An 18193-nucleotide genomic window follows, 5' to 3' on the forward strand; every position below is an offset into this window, starting at 1 on the left:
TCGATTTATTCAACAAAGCCGTTTATTGAGTATAAACTCTCTTCAGATGAGTATAAACTCTCTTCAGAAGAGCTAGCGAGTTCCCCATTTTCTTTGATATAACGGAGCGGCGCTAGCCAATTCTCGTCGTCTAGCAAATTAATTGTCTCCACTATATCAACATTTTTAATTATGACTTCATTATCTATTACCGAGCTGTTTTTTATGAGTAAATGTAACACTAATTGTGTCAAGCTATCTGCATTAAATGGAAGGTTTTTTGTCAACAAATCTTTATCTTTTAATATTTTCAAAAGAGCCTCTTCAGGCTGATGGTTTAATGCATCTTCTTTACCAAAAACCAGTGATACTAAATGAGGACCTGGCTTAATTGTTTTTAAAGCCAATTCTTCATTTTCAAAATGTTGCAATAGCAGATAATTTATGTGTCTCAATTTATCAGGAATTTTAGTTTTTAATAGATGAAGTGGGATTAGATCATTAATTGACTTGTTTGGCACCAAAAGATCATCACCTGAAAGATTATAAAAATAATCTCCCGCCATTATCGTTTTATTATGAGTCATTTCATGAATTATGCAAAGTTCGGTTATGCCACCGCCCATATAAAAAAAAGTATCACTTATTAGTATAACTCCATTGTCAAGATTATTAGACGCCAGAGGTGGATTTACTTTTGTACTAAATGCTTCTCCTAAGTTTTTAATTGAGATGACGCGAAAAAAATCGTGAAAGTAATCATTATAATGATTGAACTCTCCTTGTAATTTTTCAATGTTTACTCGAAATGCATTAATTGTTTCAACGGAAAAGTTTAGTTCCCCGAATGTGTTTTTAAGCTCTTCTATTAAGCTACTATCATTTAAACTTTTAACTATGTTATTAGCTTCAGTACACATTTTTAGTGCATTATTAAAAACTGTTTTTAATATGCCAAATCTAACTGGGTTATATTTTTCTAATGAACTCATATCCACAACTCTTACCAGATTTTCACTGCGAATTGTGGGGGGGTATGATCTCTCTATGCTTTGACTACTCTCCGAACGCCTTGTAGGTTCTGGATTCTCTGCCGCCATATTTCTACTTATTTCTTTTGAACCTTTACCACCCAGACCTTCGGTACGAATCTTGTTCAAGCGTTCACTCAAACGAAGAGGGACTAGCTCAAGTAGATCTGAACCATTGTCAGTCCGATAATACCGTCTACCGAATACCTTTTCTGTTACGGGGTTGTATCTCATCCAGATATCTCTTTCGTTTTTATCTTCCGCAATTTTTACTACGGAGACACTTTTATTTATTCCTTTTATAAAACCACTAAAAATTTTTTTATCCGAGTTATCAATATGTTTGTAAAGTTTTTCATTGGTTTGCATTCTGACGGCAGAATTAGAACAATTAATTGAGTGTTTAGATATGTTTTTGGGTGGTAAGATTTCTTTTATTGCGTTATCTGCTCCTGTTACAGTAGTGGGTAAATAATTTAGTAAGGTTGTCGACGTTTTTTCATTTATAAACATATTTATTCACTATGATTGATACTTTTACGATATATACTCAATAAACCTCAAGATGCTCGGAAAGGCCACCAGATAGGCTTACTGCACCTGCCTTTTGCTGAATGTGCTGATGCATTTTGAAGTACGTTGAGTATACATATACTCAACGTACTTCAAAATGCACGGAAATAGCGCTCGAGGGGCTTACTACTCGTGCCTTCTGCTCATATCGTTATACACATCTTTCCTACTTATTTTTTAATCAATGAGTTACAGGCCGTTCTCCGCGTGACATTTTGAACCTCAAAAAGCCAATGGAATGGCTGGAATGCCCTAATGCACGGGGTCCTGAGCATGCTGCTCAAAAAATAGTCAAAAGATGTGTATAACAATATGAGTTAGGCCTCATGAGAAAACTGTAAACGGCTTTGTTGAATAATTTAACCGTTTGATTTACATCTTCTTTAGTTAGAATGCATTTACAGAGAATGTATTTTGTTAGAACGACAAATCAAATAGTTAGCACAATAAAAAGCATTCCGAGAGGAAAAATTAGTCGTTGAAATTTTATAATGCTTATATAAATCAGTATCTTAAATTATTCAACAAAGCCACTGTAAACCTGAGGTGACAAGCATTTTCTACCAAAACAGGCATGTCAAAACAGCATGACTCACTATTATTCAACAAAGCCTATCAAAAGCTGGATTTTAAGCACAATATCTTCATTGTTAAAGAAGAACCGTGCTTATCCCTTTCCCCTCTCAAGGCTTACCGTTTTTCTCGCCCGATCACTTTATCAGCTGCCACGCGGGACAGGAAGCCTGAACGGCTACCGTACTCAGGGTGGGCTGCGACAAACTGATCGATACGGCGGATCAACAACGAAGGCAGCGTGACGTTAATTTTTTCCGCTTTACCCATCAATCGGGTTACGTCCACATCAACCAGTGCCCACACTACCCCCGCATAATCGGGGTCGGCCAACCAGTTTTCCACGCTGGTCGCTTCCGGCACCGCTTCGCCATCTTCCAAAAGTAAAGAAAAGGAGTGACGCTGGCGTGTCGTACTTTGCTAGGTTGTGACGTGTGAATGCCAAGGATGGCTATCCTACCCAACCAACGCCAATGACTCATCGGAGTGCCGATGAATTTTACGCATATCGAGTGTGCCAGATTTGTGTCATACACGGTAAATCGCCATCCTCTTCCTTACATTATGTGCCGTTAAGTTGTTCAGTGTGAATGCGGAAATATGCATGTAAAACAACTAGTTAAATGTAACTCTACTAATTCGTAATGCGAAGGTCGTAGGTTCGACTCCTATTATCGGCACCATTCTGTATCACATTGATTTTATCGACTTTATAGCTAAACGACTTAATTTTGATTACATTATTTAAATGAGCTATTCAATTGATTTTAGACGTAAAGTGATATCTACACGGAAAAACGAAGGGTTGAGTATCCGAGAAACAGCGAAGCAATTTCGGATTGGCCCTGCCTCTGTATCGCGTTGGATTAATCAAATAGAGTCAAAAGCATCGACCACGCGTCAGCGAAAGAGCGATAAATCCGAGTTGATAAAAGATGTTGAACAATATCCAGATGCTTACCAAAAAGAACGTGCAGAGCGTTTTGGCGTTTGTCAGAAGGCCATTTGGCAAGCGCTTAAAAAGCTGGGATTGACCTATAAAAAAAACTCTACGTCATCCGAAAGCCGACGAAAACGCCCGGCAGGGATTTCAACAAAAAAAACAACAGTATGAAAAAGAAGGTAAACCTATTGTTTTTATTGATGAAAGTGGTTTTTCACACGATGCCCCACGGACTCACGGCTATTCCCCAAAAGGTCAACGGTGTTTTGGCGGCTTTGTTGAATAATTTAACCGTTTGATTTACATCTTCTTTAGTTAGAATGCATTTACAGAGAATGTATTTTGTTAGAACGACAAATCAAATAGTTAGCACAATAAAAAGCATTCCGAGAGGAAAAATTAGTCGTTGAAATTTTATAATGCTTATATAAATCAGTATCTTAAATTATTCAACAAAGCCTGTTTTGGCCTGAAGAACTGGGGAGCTAGGGGAAGAACAAATGTTATCGGCGCTTTATTAGGCACAACGCTGTTTGCTATCGGATTATTTGATATCAATATTAACAGCGATGTTTTCTATGCCTGGGTCACACAAGTCCTTATCCCAGTACTCCCTAAAAACAGTGTAATCATGATGGACAATGCCACTTTTCACAAAAAACATAATATTCAACAAGTCATCATCGATGCAGGGTATATGGTGGAGTATTTGCCTACATATTCGCCAGATCTTAACCCAATTGAGCATAAATGGGCACAAGCAAAAAGCAAAAAAAGAGAGATGGGTTGCGATACAGAGAGTTTGTTCTCAGTCCATATGGTGTAATCAAAATTAAGTCGCTTGGCTATAATTGCAATCCTAATAAGATGGTCACAGTTGTTGTAGCAGCACTTATCTTACCTGTGTTGCCGTTCATACCCGGGGTCATCTCAACATGAGTCCGTGTCAGATTCACGCTCCAACAGAAACAAACCATTTCAGAAATGCGTGAGCGGCTGCCGCTGATCTCTTATTGGTTTGGCCGCGATGTCTTAGTGAGTATCAAAAGAGCCAAAACGTTGGTAGCGCAATTAGGTCAAACGATAAAATAAAACGTTGTATTGAATCTCCTTTCGGTAATATATTTCTTCGTATCGTGTTAATACTTTGGTTGATAGATTTTTTATGAAAATGTCAGCCTCCGTTCTCAATAGCAATTTACCCAGCAACAAACTTCATCTCATCCCTTTCACCGAACAACATTTTTCAATAAGCGTGTTGCTTAATAGTGAAATAAGGGTGTTTCGGTGATTGAAGTAAATTTTACGCTGTTCTGAGATGGAAATTCCAAAGACCGGCGCTAAGGAGTTGATCCGGCCCAGAGATCGTGGACACGCTGTTAAGTGAGTAAAATTGCTGACAGAGGTGGAAAATGACTCAATCGAACGGTCGTAAAATGAGCAACAATCGCTATCCGGACGAGTTTCGGGAGAATGCTCTGCTACTTGCTCAGCGGATTGGCGTAGCCAAAGCAGCCAGTGAGTTGAATCTTCACGAATCGCAGCTTTATGCCTGGCGTAAAAAACAGCAAATGGCGCTATCCTGCTCCGAACGTGAACAGCAGCAATCTGTTGAAATTGTAAGGCTTAAACGTCAACTGGCTGATCAGGCTGATGAGTTAGCCATCCTCCAAAAGGCCGCGACGTACTTCGCCAGACGCCTGAAGTGAGGTACGTCTTTATGCAACAATATCAGGCTGAGTTTCGGGTTAAGTCTATGGCGCGTGTTCTGGTCGTCAGCCGCAGCGGATTTTATGCCTGGAGCCGACGATGTGGGCAGAAAACGGTTTCACAGCAGCGACGGGAGCTTTGCGATACCCGGGTAGCCAGCGCCTTTACGGAACAGAAAGGACGCAACGGTGCCCGCAGGCTGCGCCTGGACCTGCAGGATGCCGGTTATCATTACAATCGCAAAACCATCGCTGCCAGCCTGCGCCGGCAGGGGCTGAAGGCGAAAGCGGCAAAAAAATTCAGGGTGACAACAGATTCGAAGCATAATCGTCCGGTGGCGCCGAATCTGCTACAGCAGGATTTCACAGCATCAGCCCCGAACCAGAAATGGGTCGGTGACATCACTTACTTATGGACGGAAGCGGGTTGGGTTTATCTGGCTGTAATAATTGATTTATTTTCACGAGCCGTTGTGGGATGGTCAATGTCGGTAAGGATGAAGTCGGGCCTGGTCTGCGATGCCCTGCAGATGGCCCTGAGCCGACGGGGTTCCCCAGAGGGCGTCATCGTCCACTCGGATCGTGGCAGTCAGTACTGTTCTGATGATTATCAGAAGTTAATTAAAATCAGTAAATTAACATGTGGCATGAGTGGAAAAGGCAACTGTTATGATAACGCGTGTGCTGAAAGTTTTTTTCACAGTTTGAAGGTGGAGCTGATCCACGGCGAACACTTTCCTGACCGGGAAACCATGAAATCTGAGGTGTTTAACTACATTGAGGTGGATTACAATCAGAAACGGCGGCATAGCACGCTGGGCTATGTCAGCCCGATGGTATTTGAACGACAAGTCCTCTCTTAAGGGCGTGTCCACCAAGTCTGGGCCAGATCATTGATCACCGTTGCCAACACCCGTAAACATGGCACCACCGGGGCTTTGTTGAATAATTTAACCGTTTGATTTACATCTTCTTTAGTTAGAATGCATTTACAGAGAATGTATTTTGTTAGAACGACAAATCAAATAGTTAGCACAATAAAAAGCATTCCGAGAGGAAAAATTAGTCGTTGAAATTTTATAATGCTTATATAAATCAGTATCTTAAATTATTCAACAAAGCCGGTGTTTCGGTGATTGAAGTAAATTTTACGCTGTTCTGAGATGGAAATTCCAAAGACCGGCGCTAAGGAGTAAGAAGGTATCATCAATAAAGGGTCTACGATTCCGTAAAATTTGGGTCATGCAACCGAGGCGCTTGATACCCGCGATGGCGTGTTCAACTGTAATACGGATGCCCGAGATTATTTTATTTTCTTGTTTTTGTTCAGGCGATAAAGGTCTTTTTCGAGTTCCTTTTTTTGGGATTTGTGTATTAGGATGCTGTTTATCTATACCTTGAAAACCGGTATCTGCCCAGATGGTTACCTCAGGAGGAATATGGCGAATTATATCGACTTTATCGAGTAAGCGTTTATCGTGACGGCGCCCATTTTTGCTCATGGGGATAAATCCAATTTGCCTTGTTTCGTCAGTCATAATAAGCCCTTTTCGAGTGGTCTGTCTTTTCTTTCCCGAATACATTTTTTTTCGCCGACGCAGATTCTTAGGCTTTTGGACAGGTCGCTCTGTCCCATCAATAAAGACGTCTTTAACTCCAGGAAAGGCGCGAAAAAATTCCTCAGCAGAGCGAATTTGACGAGCGGGCAAAACACATTCTCGCCCCAAGGTCATCTCTAAAACCGGCAATAATATTTTTACCCAGCGACATACCCGTGTTCTATCTAAACCAAAAAGAAGTCCTTGCAAATCATAGGTCGGATAACATTTTAAATACAATAAAATAAAAAGCAGTTTATCTAATGGGGTTGGGATAAATCCTTTCTGCCCTGCACCCATCTGCCGCTCGTGATCTTTTCGATTCTTTTTCCGATAAATCAAATAACAAGCTGAAAATTCAGCGGCTAAATTTTTCAATTCTTCGACTGATAATCCAATGATTGCTTTACATAAACGATTATCTCGTAACAACCGCTCTTTGTTGATCATTTCAAACCTTTATTCTCTAAGTTAAACCTCTTTTTATTCTCAATAGCCTGACAAAAAATGCAAGTCTCTATTCAGCAACTAGTTTGATCAGCGGGGCGCAGATAGACGCGATGCCAATGCTGTCGAGTACCGCGCCTACTTTGCCGCGCTTGAGTGATCCGGAGGCTCGGCTGGCGCCGAGACGGAGTGGCAGGTAGCGGAATAAAAAGTTCACCATGCCAACCAGCACACCAATCAGTAAAATTTGGGTACTCATGAGGATTTCTCCCCCTGTTGAGCCATGACGGGCGGTGCAAGAAACAGTGCGGCGGCGCAGCCGCTGCCGATGCCGACTAAAATCGCGGCCGGAATGGAGAACAGCAGTAAGCCAAGCAGGGCACCACCCAGCGCGCACACCACGACTCCACTTTGCCGCTTTTTAAAAGAGGCTAGGCTGTGTCCCTTAATTGCTTGAGCTATAGTATCCATCTGTTTCTAAGACACTTTGGATTATGGCTCGCTACGATCTTTCTGATGAAGCATGGGCAATCATTGAGCCCTTGTTACCAACCGTTTTGACATCTCCGCAGGCAGGCCGGCCATGGGCAGAACATCGCAAAATCGTCAACGGCATGTTCTGGATACTGTGTTCAGGTGCCCCATGGCGTGATTTACCTGAACGTTACGGCCCATGGAAAACCGTTTATAACCGTTTCAATAGATGGTCAAAGTCTGGAGTTATTAACATTATTTTTAATAGGTTACTTTCATCTCTTGATGCTCATGGACTTGTTGACTGGTCAGCCACTGCGCTGGGTGGCAGCAATATCCGTGCGCTCAAATGTGCGGCTGGCGCTCAAAAAAACATCCCGATATTACCAACGATAACAGCCTGGGTCGCTCACGAGGTGGTTATGGCACCAAAATCCACATGGCGACTGACGGAAGCGGCATCCCGCTAAATATCGTACTGAGTGCTGGGCAGGTGTCGCTACCGATGTAAATCTGACCCACCTAGGGTAAAAATGGCAGTTTTAAGGCACTGCCAATGATGACATTGGAGACCAGAGTGGAGATTCACGTTTTACACCGTCAAGGCATGTCCATCCGCGCCATCGCGCGGCAGCTTTCATGCTCCCGCGAGACCGTTCGACGATATATCCGTAGTCCACTACCGGTGGCTGACATGCGTTACAAGCCGCGTATGCCTAGAACATGCAAGCTTGACCCGTTCAAGCCGTATGTTCTCGAGCGCGTTGCTGCTGCCAGACCACAGTGGATACCGGCCAGTGTGCTGCTGCGCGAGATAGGCCAATGGGGATATGATGGCGGCTATAGCATGCTTACCGCATTTCTACACCCCATGAAGCAGCCCTTTACTGAGGCGGTCACGCGCTTTGAGACCGAACCCGGCGTACAGATGCAGGTTGATTTCACCATCGTCAGGCAGGGCCATAACCCGTTGCTGGCCTTCGTCGCTACGCTGGGCTGGAGCCGGGCGACTTTCGTCAAGTTCTACAGCAACCAGGAGTCCGCAGCCTGGTGTGACGGCATTGAGTCTGCACTTAAGTTCTTTGGCGGAACTCCGCATCAGTTGCTGTTCGACAACGCCAAGGCCATCATTATTGAGCGTGATGTCTACGGGCCCGGCAAGCATCGCTGGAACCCACAGTTGATGCAACTGGCTGAGAAGTATGCCTTTACGCCTAAAGTTTGCCGTCCCTACCGCGCCAAGACTAAGGGCAAGGTCGAACGCTTCAACCATTACCTCAAGAGCAGCTTTGTTGTGCCGCTTGCCGCCACGTTTCGCCAGGCTGGGCTGATACTGGACGTCCCCGCGGCTAATGCACGCATTGGTGAGTGGTTGATCACCGTTGCCAACACCCGTAAACATGGCACCACCGGTATTCCGCCTGAACAACGCATGCCGCGTGAGCGGGCTGCGTTGTTGCCATTGCCGAAGATAACACTGGCATTGCCTCTACCGGTACCGGCGAGTTGCTCGCGCCCCATACCCACAGAGAGTCTCCAGCACCCGTTGGCTACGTATCAGGCGCTACTGGAGGTAGAAGCATGAACCTCCAGCATGATCGTATCGCAGCGCTCTGCGAGCAGCTTAAGCTCGATAGATTACCGGCTGAGTGGCCCGCCGTTGCTCAGACGACGATCGACAGCAACGGCACTCATGCCGACTTCCTTGAAGCTGCTTTACAGCTTCAGCATGATGGGCTGAACGAACGGCGCCGGCAGACTATTTTGCGTTTATCAGGCCTACCGGTGATCAAGACGCTGGAGCAGTTTGATTTCGCCTTTGCGAGTGGCGTACCTCGCAGTCAGATCCAGGAGTTGGCCGGGCTGGCGTTTATCGAGCGTCAGGAGAACCTGGTCTTGCTGGGTCCGTCCGGGGTAGGTAAAACGCACCTGGCGACAGCACTCGGCTACAGAGCCGCGATGGCCGGAATGAGTATTCGGTTCGTCACAGCCGCAGATCTGATGCTACAGCTGCTCGCATCACATCGTCAGGGGGAGTTAAAAAGCTATCTTAATCGCGTTGTGGGTAAGCCTAAGTTGTTGATCATAGATGAGGTTGGCTACCTTCCCTTCGGTAAAATGGAAGCCAATCTGTTCTTCCAGGTTATCGCTAAACGGTATGAGTCAGGCAGCGTGGTCCTGACCAGCAACCTGCCGTTTACCCAGTGGTCGGGGATATTCGGAGATGATGAAACGCTGACGGCGGCGATGCTGGATCGGCTGCTTCACCATGCGCATATCGCGCAAATCAGCGGTCAAAGCTATCGACTGAAAGATAAGCTGAAAAGCGGTCAGATCCAGAAGAAAACTAAAGCAGCTACGCTCGAGTAATTCAAAGGGGGTGGGTCAGTTTTACTTTGGCAGGGTGGGTCAGAATTCAATCGGTATTGACACAGGCTCACGAAAGCCTGTTCGCGTTATAGCCAACCGACTTAAAAATGATTACATCCTATGCCCTGATATGCGGCAAAGAAGCATAGCTGGCTGTTATCAAAATAATGTCGCTTGGCTATACAGTCCGGCGTGCCACTCAGTGCGCTACAGGAAATGGGCGGATGGGAAAGTATCGAGATGGTGCAGCGTTATGCGCATCTGGCACCGAATCACCTGACGCAGCATGCCATGCAAATCGACTCATTCCTGGCGGGTAATGGCACAAATATGGCACAAAGCGCTTTTGCTAAACTGGTTAATATCGCGTGAACCCGCGTGGTTAGTGGTGCCGATAATAGGATTTGAACCTACGACCTTCGCATTACGAATGCGCTGCTCTACCAACTGAGCTATATCGGCCCTGAGACACGTCAGTGAGCACTGACGGTGGACTACGGGGTGACAAAGTAGTGAAATCACCGCAGCAAGTCAATAGTTTTGCCGTCCGTTTGCTGGTTTTGTAAACGACCGGAGGAATAACAGGATTCTCTCATTATTTTCACTGCTAATAACGGAGAATCCTATAACTTTCAGGCTTAAGGCGAGTGTCAGGCGCGAATTAAGTCTTCGCCGTAACCAATCCATTTATAGGTGGTCAAGGCTTCCAGCCCCATCGGGCCACGCGCATGCAATTTCTGCGTGCTTACCGCCACTTCGGCACCCAAGCCAAACTGGCCGCCATCGGTAAAGCGGGTGCTGGCATTGACGTACACCGCCGAGGAATCCACCTCGCGCACAAAGCGTTCCGCATTGCTGATGGAGCGCGTCAAAATAGCATCGGAGTGCTGCGTGCCGTGTTCACGGATATGGGCAATGGCCGCATCCATATCGTCCACCAGCGCCACGTTGAGGTCGTTAGAAAGCCATTCGTCATCGTAGCCCTTGGCTTCCACCGCAACCACGTTGGCAGGCCCGCTTTGCAGCGTGCTCAAGGCTTCCGGGCTGGCGTGCAGCGTCACCCCTGCTTGTGCCATTTTCTCGCTCAGTGCAGGCAGGAACTGCGCGGCAATGGCGCGGTGAATCAGCAGCGTTTCCAGGCTGTTGCATGCGCTCGGGCGTTGTACCTTGGCGCTTTCAATCACGGTCAGCGCTTTGGCAAAATCAATGCTCTCATCGGCAAAAATATGGCACACGCCAATTCCGCCCGTGATCACCGGAATAGTCGATTGCTCACGGCACAGTTTATGCAGTCCGGCACCGCCGCGCGGGATCAGCATATCCACGTAACGATCCAGTTTAAGCAGTTGATTAACCAGCTCTCTGTCTGGGCTTTCAATCGCCTGAACCGCAGCAGCAGGCAGCCCGCTTTGTGCCAATGCGCGTTGAATCACGCTCACGGTGGCTGCATTGGTGCGATAAGTCTCTTTGCCGCCGCGCAGAATCACCGCGTTACCGGTTTTCAGGCACAGGCTGGCGACGTCCACCGTCACATTCGGGCGCGCTTCATAGATAACGCCCACTACGCCCAATGGCACGCGACGGCGTTCCAGCTTCAATCCATTATCCAGCAGGCGGCCATCTATCACTTCACCCACCGGATCATTCAGGCTGCAGACCTGGCGCACATCGTCAGCAATAGCGCTCAGCCGCTGCGGTGTGAGCAGCAATCGGTCTTGTAACGCGGCGCTCATGCCATTTTGCCGTGCATCGACCAGATCCAGTGCGTTAGCGGCCAGAATCTCTGCGCTTTCTGCCTCCAGCAGGTCAGCAATCACGTTCAGCGCCTGGTTCTTCTGCACCGTACTCAGCACCGACAGGTGATAGGAGGCTTGTTTAGCCGCTTTGCCCATTTTTTCCAGCATGGCGTGCTCCTTAATTGATAATCATGTCGTCGCGATGAACGGCCACCTGGCCATATTCATACCCCAGAATATCGGCAATCTGCTGTGAGTGATGCCCAGCGATCATGCGTAGCGCATCACTGTTATAACGGGTTACCGCATGCGCCAAATCACGTCCGGAAAGCGTACAAACACGGATGACCTCACCGCGAGAAAAGTTGCCCTTCACCTCGCGAATGCCTTTTGGCAACAGTGAACTACCACGCTCAACGATCGCGGAAAGCGCACCGTCATCAATGGTAATTTCACCCGCCGGTGGTGCACCGAAGATCCAGTGTTTGCGGCTTTCCAACGGTGCTTCCACGGCGTGAAAACGGGTGCCGACCGACACATTGCCAATCACATCGCCAATCACATCGGCGCGGTTGCCTGCGGCAATGATCACATAAATCCCAGCACGGCAGGCCACGTCGGCCGCCTGCAATTTGGTCGACATACCGCCCGTGCCCAGGCCAGAAACGCTGCCACCGGCAATCAGGCGCAATTCGTCGGTAATGCCTTCCACTTCCCGGATCAATTCGGCCTCCGGGTTGGAACGCGGATCGGCGGTAAACAGGCCAGCCTGATCGGTCAGCAACAGCAGCTTGTCCGCATCCGCCAATATCGCCGCGAGCGCCGACAGGTTGTCGTTATCGCCAACCTTGATTTCTGCGGTGGCTACCGCATCGTTCTCATTAATGACCGGAACAATACGGTTATCCAGCAAGGCACGCAGCGTGTCTCGGGCGTTGAGGAAACGCTCTCTGTCTTCCAGATCAGCGCGCGTCAGCAACATTTGACCAATATGGATGCCATAAATAGAAAACAGTTGTTCCCACAACTGAATCAACCGGCTCTGTCCGACCGCTGCCAACAGCTGTTTGGTGGCGATGGTGGCAGGCAATTCCGGATAGCCCAAATGTTCGCGCCCAGCGGCAATTGCCCCAGACGTCACAATCACAATACGGTGTCCGGCTGCGTGCTGCTGCGCACACTGGCGAACCAATTCAACAATATGGGCACGGTTCAAGCGGCGCGATCCGCCGGTCAACACGCTGGTACCCAATTTCACAACCAAAGTCTGGCTGCCACTCATGATTAATCTGCCGTTAATGTTGGTCAAAACACGAAATAGTGAAAACGTTGCCACAGAGCACGTTCATAATGGCAACAGAGATTACGCGAATATGCCACGCTCCCGCAAACGGTAACGCTGCGCAGACTCAAAAGAGAGGCTTCACGGTCGCTCGGTGAGCGTCAAGGCGGGTTCTAAAGAGTGTAATAACTTTGCCAGACGCGTATGAAACTGCTGTTGCGTCTCCTGCACTTTGGTCAGCACTTCAGTATCCTTAATTTTCTCTTCTTGCCAACGGCCCGTTTTATCGTACAAGCCAGTATGGTAGGAATAAACGAGCGTCTGTTCCTGGGCTTCCAACTGAAGCCACCATCCCCAGAATTCCCGTTTTTCCGGCACAGGTTTCACACTAACGCATACCGCCAGGCAATCAAAGAAAAAACGTTCGTTGTCGCACTGATTCTCGCGTAGATAGGGCCCCAATGAGGCAAAACTTTTCATGAGCCGGGCTTTCGGGTGTCCACTCGGTAATGTCATCGGTTTACTCCTCAGGTTGAAGCTTCTCTTTTTAACAGATGGCAACAATAAATTAAACCGCTACGCTTCAGGTTATTCTTGCTTTGTGAGTCCGATGCTTAGGCGTTCAGCGCGCCCTTTAACCAATCGCTAATATGACCCAATGCCTGATGAAAATTACGGTATATCGGCGCCGCCTTGATGGGCAACAATTTACCGTTGGTGGACGAATTGACGATCAGGCTCGCTTCTTCTTTCGGGCACAGCAGGTCATTATCCCAATAGCCTGCCAGCATCGGCGTCGGGCAACGGTGGCCCAGCAGCCCCTGCGTTTTGAGCGAGTAGCGGCCCAGCTCCGTTTTCAGCGCCGCATCGGTGGCATTCGCCATGCCAAGTCGGCTGGCCAGCACGTCCATATACATATCCGGCACCTGATGCTGGCGCTGCGTATCACACAGCAAATGGTGCACAATGGGGCCAAGCGTAGCGACACCGCGCAAACGGCCCGGATCCAGATAGGCCAGTCGCACTGCGATATTGGCACCGAAACGAAAACCAAAGGCACCAACGCGGCAGTGATCAACCCAAGGAATATCAGGCAGTGCGCGCAGCACCTGTCGGTGCAGGAAACTGCTGTCTTCGCTTAACTTCCAGCGCGATGAAAAGCCTACCGACGGCACATCAATGGTCAGCATGGCCATGCCTGCCGGTGCCAGATAGTCACGAAACAGGCGATAATAGTCGCTTTGCAACATATCCAGCGTGCCACACATCAGCACCGTCGGGAACGGTGCAGCGCCCTGCTCAGGCAAATGCAAAAAGCCGCGCAGGTTGCCGCCACCCTCGATGGGAAAATCCAGCGCTTTCAGTTGATACGGCAGGTAGTTAGCCGCTTCTTCATAGGCGCGGTTAGCCAGCGTTTGTGCCTGCTCTGCCAGTTCGTCCCCTTTGATATAGGGATAAGCCGCAATGCTGTAGAGGTTGGCCGCATTCAGCCAATAGTGGCCATCGTGCTGGGTCTCTTCGCTTTCCATCGCTTTGGTTTGCCAGGCGGCACCCTGCTTGGCCCACTCATAAATCCAGTTGCCGCTGCGATAGCCCACCACGGTATCCAGAAAACGTTCATTGCTGCGTTGCGCCGTGCTGACCGTAATCCGTGCCAGCACTTCTTCAATTTCACGTGGATCGACACCGCGCCAGATCCACATCAGGCGATTCAGCGTACGGTACCAGTGCTTGGAATAGTGCCCCTCCAGCGCGGAATGGCACTCAACGTCTTCATGGTGGCGAGATGTCTCTTGATGTTTGAACGAGGGTTTAAACAGTGTCTCAGAGAGATTGGCTTTAACCACGGCAGTCTCCTAGATACGGCATGATTGAGAACACGAATACGCACGGTAGATACGTATCGGAATAAAAGAGCTGCACAGGCTTCTTGGAGCCTTTAAAAAAATTGCCCGGCACGAAGCCGGGCAATTAACATAACATTAGTAAGCGTCTGCACGCTATGCCGGAACGCAATTACCGTCCAACCAAGGGCGGTATAAACACCACGCCCATGTCCCACGGTTGTTCAATCCAAGTGTCCTTCGGAATATCAACCACATAGTCATCAACCAGCGGACGTCCGGCTGGCTTGGCGAAGATGGTGATGAAATGCGCTTTCGGATACATATCGCGAATCGCTTTCGCCGTTCCCCCGGTATCCACCAGATCGTCGATCACGATAAAGCCTTCACCGTCTCCCTCGGCACGTTTCAGGACAGTCAGCTCACGCTGGTTGTCGTGGTCATAGCTGGAGATACACACGGTATCCACATGACGGATGCCTAATTCACGCGCCAGCAGCGCACCGGGAACCAACCCGCCACTGCTAACGGCAATAATGCCTTTCCATTGTTCGGCAGGCAGCAAACGCTGCGCCAGTTTACGGGCATGAATTTGCAACATATCCCAGGTGACGACGTACTTTTCGCTCATAAAAATCTATCCTGACCAACGTTAAATTGGCTTAATTCGAGTCTGAGGGGGAAAAAGGTTGCGCGTGATTATAGATAGCCGCCAGCATAAAAACCAGTATTTATACACGTAATCGCTGCATACCTCTTGCTTTCGCCCTCAAATTGCCGCGTAAAGACACCCTAGCACAAAGCGGAAAATAACGACCATACTGGTTACTTAGCGCAAAGTATCGATGCAATACGCTGATTTTTTCATTTTTAAAAGCATAAAACACCATGAGCATCGGTAATACAAATTGAAGATGCATCAAAAGATAAGGAAAGTGATATTCTGTCACTGACATGCCGATTGCGGCGGCACACCCCGAAACGTTTAACTTGCAGTCCTTACGCACCTGATGCGCAGACGGGTCTGCTAACGAGGAGACGCTAATCGTGTCTGAACTGTCTCAACTTGCTCCCCAGCCTTTGTGGGATATTTTTGCCACCATCTGTTCCATTCCCCATCCTTCTTACCATGAAGAGGCGTTGGCGCAGCACATTTTAGCCTGGGCCAAAGGGCGTAATATTCACGCCGAGCGCGATGCCGTGGGTAACATCCTGCTGCGCAAAGCCGCAACGCCGGGGCTGGAAAACCGCAAAGCGGTGGTATTGCAGGCGCACCTGGATATGGTGCCGCAGAAAAACAATGACACCGTACACGATTTTACCACTGATCCTATCCAACCTTATGTGGACGGCGATTGGATCAAAGCGCGCGGTACCACGCTAGGCGCCGATAACGGTATTGGTATGGCCTCTGCGCTGGCGGTGCTGGCAGACGATCGCGTGAAACATGGTCCGCTGGAAGTGCTGCTGACCATGACAGAAGAATCCGGTATGGATGGCGCTTTCGGCTTGCAGCCCAACTGGTTACAGGGCGACATTCTGATCAACACCGATTCAGAAGAAGAAGGTGAAGTGTATATGGGCTGTGCCGGCGGGATCGATTTTATCACCCGTCTGCCGCTGACGCGCGAAGCGCTGCCTGCCGGTCTTTCCACGTTCACACTGACGTTGAAAGGGCTAAAAGGCGGCCACTCCGGCTGCGATATTCATTTGGGTCTGGGTAACGCCAATAAGCTGCTGGCACGTTTTCTTTTCCAGCATGCTGCGAAAACAGATATTCGTGTATTGGATTTAAACGGCGGCACCCTGCGTAACGCCATTCCGCGTGAGGCCTTCGCCACGCTGGCCGTTCCAGCGGGCAACGTCGCCACGCTGAAAACGCTGGCAGAACAGTATCTGGCGACGCTGCAACACGAACTGGCAGCCGTGGAGAAAAACCTGACGCTGACCTTGGAAGAAACCAGCAGCGATGCCCTGCCGCTCACCGCCGAATCCCGCGATCGCCTGTTAGCCTTACTGAATTCCACCCCGAACGGCGTCATTCGAATGAGTGATGAAGTCAAAGGCGTGGTGGAAACGTCGCTCAACCTGGGCGTGGTCACCATGAATGCAGAACAGGCAGAAATCGTCTGCTTGATCCGTTCGCTGATTGACAGCGGCAAAGATGCTGTGGTCGGAACGTTGACGGCTTTAGGTCAGTTAGCGGGCGCTCACACCGCACCGAAAGGCGGCTACCCGGGCTGGAAACCGGATGCCCATTCACCGGTGATGCAACTGGTGCGTGAAACTTACCAGAAACTGTTCGACACCACGCCGAACGTCATGGTTATCCACGCCGGGCTTGAGTGTGGGTTATTTAAAAAGCCCTACCCGAACATGGACATGGTTTCTATTGGGCCCACCATCACCGGACCGCATTCACCTGATGAACAGGTGCATATCGCAAGCGTAGGCCGTTACTGGCAACTGCTGACAGCGCTGCTGGCAGCTATCCCAGAAAAAGCGTAATCAAGGCGCGTCGGGGCATTTACTGCCACCGGCGCGTTTTTTACTTCACGTCCCGTTACTCCAAATTCAGCAGCAGTTGCCGTTCCATTTGCGGATCAAGCAAAGTAACGTGCAACCCAACCAGCCTAACGCCTCGCGTCTGACGCCGTTCTTCCCAGGTTTGCCGTGCCAACCGCAGCAGATCCTGCTTATTCAGTTCAGGCCACACGTGCTCCTGCGTGGTCTGACAAAAATCATCAAACTTCAGTTTTACGCCCTGACGAGCGATATGCAGATCCGGTTTCACGCGCCGCAGGCGCAATTCCAGTTCCTGATAGAGTTGTTCAACCAGCCCCTCGCACTCATGCCAATGGTGGATATCGGCCGCCAGCGTCTTTTCCACGCCTACAGATTTACGCAAACGATCGGGAGACACTGCACGTTCGTCAATGCCATGGCAACGCTCCCATAACACACGGCCAAATTTGCCAAACTGGCGCAGCAATTCGGCCAAATCGTACTGCCTCACGTCTGCGCACGAGTGCAACCCCTTCTCTTCCAACCGTTTTGCGGTCACCTTACCCACGCCGGGGATTTTTTCCAGCGGCAGCGCCAGCAGAAAAGCGTCCATGTTGTTGGGAGTAATCACAAACTGGCCGTTAGGTTTATTCTGTTCCGATGCCACCTTGGCGAGGAACTTGATGGGAGCCACGCCCGCGGATGCCGTGAGCTGTAATGCATTCGCAATTGTCTGGCGAATGTCCTGAGCAATCAGTGTCGCAGAACCGTTACATAACGGGCAGTCCGTCACATCCAGGTAGGCTTCATCCAGCGAAAAGGGTTCGATCAGCGTGGTATAGCGGGAAAAGATATCGCGAATCAGGCGCGAGGTGGCTTTGTACACCTCCATACGCCCCGGCAGGAGCTTAAGCTGAGGGCACAAACGCAACGCCGTCGCCGTCGCCATGGCGCTGTGTACGCCATAGCGGCGGGCGGGATAGTTGGCGGTGCTGATCACGCCCCGTCGATCCGCACTGCCGCCAATCGCCAGAGGAATGTCGCGCAGGCGCGGATTATCACGCATTTCAATGGCGGCATAGAAGCAATCCATATCGACATGAATAATTTTACGCATACATCCTCCAAT

General features: G+C 49.0%; 16 protein-coding genes, 1 tRNA gene and 4 pseudogenes. 9 read left to right on the forward strand and 12 right to left on the reverse strand.

Going from position 1 to position 18193, the window contains the following annotated elements:
- Window positions 1-5: 5 nt before the first annotated feature.
- Together ACQGXV_RS05060 and ACQGXV_RS05065 are read right to left on the reverse strand one after the other, a co-directional pair.
- Complete coding sequence (locus ACQGXV_RS05060; RefSeq protein ID WP_440865498.1) at window positions 6-1523, reverse strand: hypothetical protein; 1518 nt, start codon at window positions 1521-1523, stop codon at window positions 6-8.
- Window positions 1524-2273: 750 nt separating this feature from the next.
- Window positions 2274-2537: a type II toxin-antitoxin system HicB family antitoxin gene (locus tag ACQGXV_RS05065; RefSeq protein ID WP_440865500.1), complete on the reverse strand. Its 264-nt coding sequence runs from the start codon at window positions 2535-2537 to the stop codon at window positions 2274-2276.
- A 367-nt stretch (window positions 2538-2904) separates the two neighbouring features.
- Between ACQGXV_RS05065 and ACQGXV_RS05070 the strand changes: the two genes are divergently transcribed.
- The 4 genes from ACQGXV_RS05070 (at window position 2905) to ACQGXV_RS05085 (ending at window position 5671) form a co-directional block, all read left to right on the forward strand.
- The gene (locus ACQGXV_RS05070; RefSeq protein ID WP_440863338.1) at window positions 2905-3270 is read left to right on the forward strand and encodes an IS630 transposase-related protein; all 366 of its coding nucleotides are present in this window, start codon (window positions 2905-2907) and stop codon (window positions 3268-3270) included.
- The gene (locus ACQGXV_RS05075) at window positions 3267-3398 is read left to right on the forward strand and encodes a hypothetical protein (RefSeq protein ID WP_440865502.1); all 132 of its coding nucleotides are present in this window, start codon (window positions 3267-3269) and stop codon (window positions 3396-3398) included. Before ACQGXV_RS05070 ends, ACQGXV_RS05075 begins: the two co-directional genes overlap by 4 nt.
- A gap of 107 nt (window positions 3399-3505) precedes the next feature.
- Window positions 3506-3925, forward strand: a complete 420-nt coding sequence (locus ACQGXV_RS05080; RefSeq protein WP_440865504.1) for a transposase — start codon at window positions 3506-3508, stop codon at window positions 3923-3925.
- Between the two features lie 586 nt (window positions 3926-4511).
- Window positions 4512-5671 (forward strand): IS3 family transposase gene (locus tag ACQGXV_RS05085; protein ID WP_440865506.1). Its coding sequence is split into 2 segments (ribosomal slippage): window positions 4512-4767 and window positions 4767-5671, totalling 1161 coding nucleotides; the frame shifts between segments, so codons are not numbered across the junction.
- Window positions 5672-5956: 285 nt separating this feature from the next.
- Here the strand turns inward: ACQGXV_RS05085 and ACQGXV_RS05090 are convergent.
- The 3 genes and pseudogenes from ACQGXV_RS05090 to ACQGXV_RS05100 form a co-directional block, all read right to left on the reverse strand.
- Window positions 5957-6856, reverse strand: a complete 900-nt coding sequence (locus ACQGXV_RS05090) for a transposase family protein (RefSeq protein WP_440862939.1) — start codon at window positions 6854-6856, stop codon at window positions 5957-5959.
- Window positions 6857-6941: 85 nt separating this feature from the next.
- Window positions 6942-7112: pseudogene (locus ACQGXV_RS05095) on the reverse strand (L-valine transporter subunit YgaH); the annotation flags it as partial.
- A pseudogene (locus ACQGXV_RS05100) lies at window positions 7109-7288 on the reverse strand (branched-chain amino acid ABC transporter permease); the annotation flags it as partial. The pseudogenes ACQGXV_RS05100 and ACQGXV_RS05095, both read right to left, overlap by 4 nt.
- A gap of 59 nt (window positions 7289-7347) precedes the next feature.
- On the opposite strand from ACQGXV_RS05100, the pseudogene ACQGXV_RS05105 reads away from it, so the two are divergent.
- From ACQGXV_RS05105 to ACQGXV_RS05120, 4 genes and pseudogenes are all read left to right on the forward strand, one after another.
- Window positions 7348-7820, forward strand: a pseudogene (locus ACQGXV_RS05105) (IS5 family transposase); the annotation flags it as partial.
- A gap of 63 nt (window positions 7821-7883) precedes the next feature.
- A complete protein-coding gene (istA, locus tag ACQGXV_RS05110) occupies window positions 7884-8912 on the forward strand; it encodes an IS21 family transposase (protein WP_440865508.1) in 1029 nt (342 codons plus the stop codon).
- Window positions 8909-9697, forward strand: a complete 789-nt coding sequence (gene istB, locus ACQGXV_RS05115) for an IS21-like element helper ATPase IstB (RefSeq protein ID WP_440865510.1) — start codon at window positions 8909-8911, stop codon at window positions 9695-9697. Before istA ends, istB begins: the two co-directional genes overlap by 4 nt.
- 180 nt (window positions 9698-9877) lie before the next feature.
- Window positions 9878-10069, forward strand: a pseudogene (locus ACQGXV_RS05120) (tyrosine-type recombinase/integrase); the annotation flags it as partial.
- A 14-nt stretch (window positions 10070-10083) separates the two neighbouring features.
- On the opposite strand, the gene ACQGXV_RS05125 reads toward ACQGXV_RS05120, so the two are convergent.
- The 6 genes from ACQGXV_RS05125 to gpt form a co-directional block, all read right to left on the reverse strand.
- Window positions 10084-10159: transfer RNA gene (locus tag ACQGXV_RS05125), tRNA-Thr, on the reverse strand.
- Between the two features lie 188 nt (window positions 10160-10347).
- Entirely contained in the window at window positions 10348-11601 is a 1254-nt protein-coding gene (gene proA, locus ACQGXV_RS05130) for a glutamate-5-semialdehyde dehydrogenase (RefSeq protein WP_440865512.1), read from the reverse strand.
- A 10-nt stretch (window positions 11602-11611) separates the two neighbouring features.
- On the reverse strand, window positions 11612-12715 hold the full coding sequence (gene proB / locus ACQGXV_RS05135; protein ID WP_440865514.1) for a glutamate 5-kinase: 1104 nt from the start codon (window positions 12713-12715) through the stop codon (window positions 11612-11614).
- Between the two features lie 141 nt (window positions 12716-12856).
- A complete protein-coding gene (crl, locus tag ACQGXV_RS05140; RefSeq protein WP_440865515.1) occupies window positions 12857-13231 on the reverse strand; it encodes a sigma factor-binding protein Crl in 375 nt (124 codons plus the stop codon).
- 98 nt (window positions 13232-13329) lie between these two features.
- Entirely contained in the window at window positions 13330-14562 is a 1233-nt protein-coding gene (gene frsA / locus ACQGXV_RS05145) for an esterase FrsA (RefSeq protein ID WP_440865517.1), read from the reverse strand.
- A 169-nt stretch (window positions 14563-14731) separates the two neighbouring features.
- Window positions 14732-15190, reverse strand: a complete 459-nt coding sequence (gene gpt / locus ACQGXV_RS05150) for a xanthine phosphoribosyltransferase (RefSeq protein WP_440865519.1) — start codon at window positions 15188-15190, stop codon at window positions 14732-14734.
- Window positions 15191-15606: 416 nt separating this feature from the next.
- On the opposite strand from gpt, the gene pepD reads away from it, so the two are divergent.
- Window positions 15607-17067: a beta-Ala-His dipeptidase gene (pepD, locus tag ACQGXV_RS05155; protein WP_440865521.1), complete on the forward strand. Its 1461-nt coding sequence runs from the start codon at window positions 15607-15609 to the stop codon at window positions 17065-17067.
- Between the two features lie 55 nt (window positions 17068-17122).
- Here pepD and dinB read toward each other — a convergent pair whose 3' ends face one another.
- Window positions 17123-18181 (reverse strand): DNA polymerase IV, encoded by a 1059-nt coding sequence (dinB, locus tag ACQGXV_RS05160; protein ID WP_440865522.1) that lies wholly within the window; start codon window positions 18179-18181, stop codon window positions 17123-17125.
- Between the last annotated feature and the right edge of the window lie 12 nt (window positions 18182-18193).

Source organism: Symbiopectobacterium purcellii (assembly GCF_052050035.1).
Taxonomy (GTDB): Bacteria; Pseudomonadota; Gammaproteobacteria; order Enterobacterales; family Enterobacteriaceae; genus Symbiopectobacterium; species Symbiopectobacterium purcellii_A.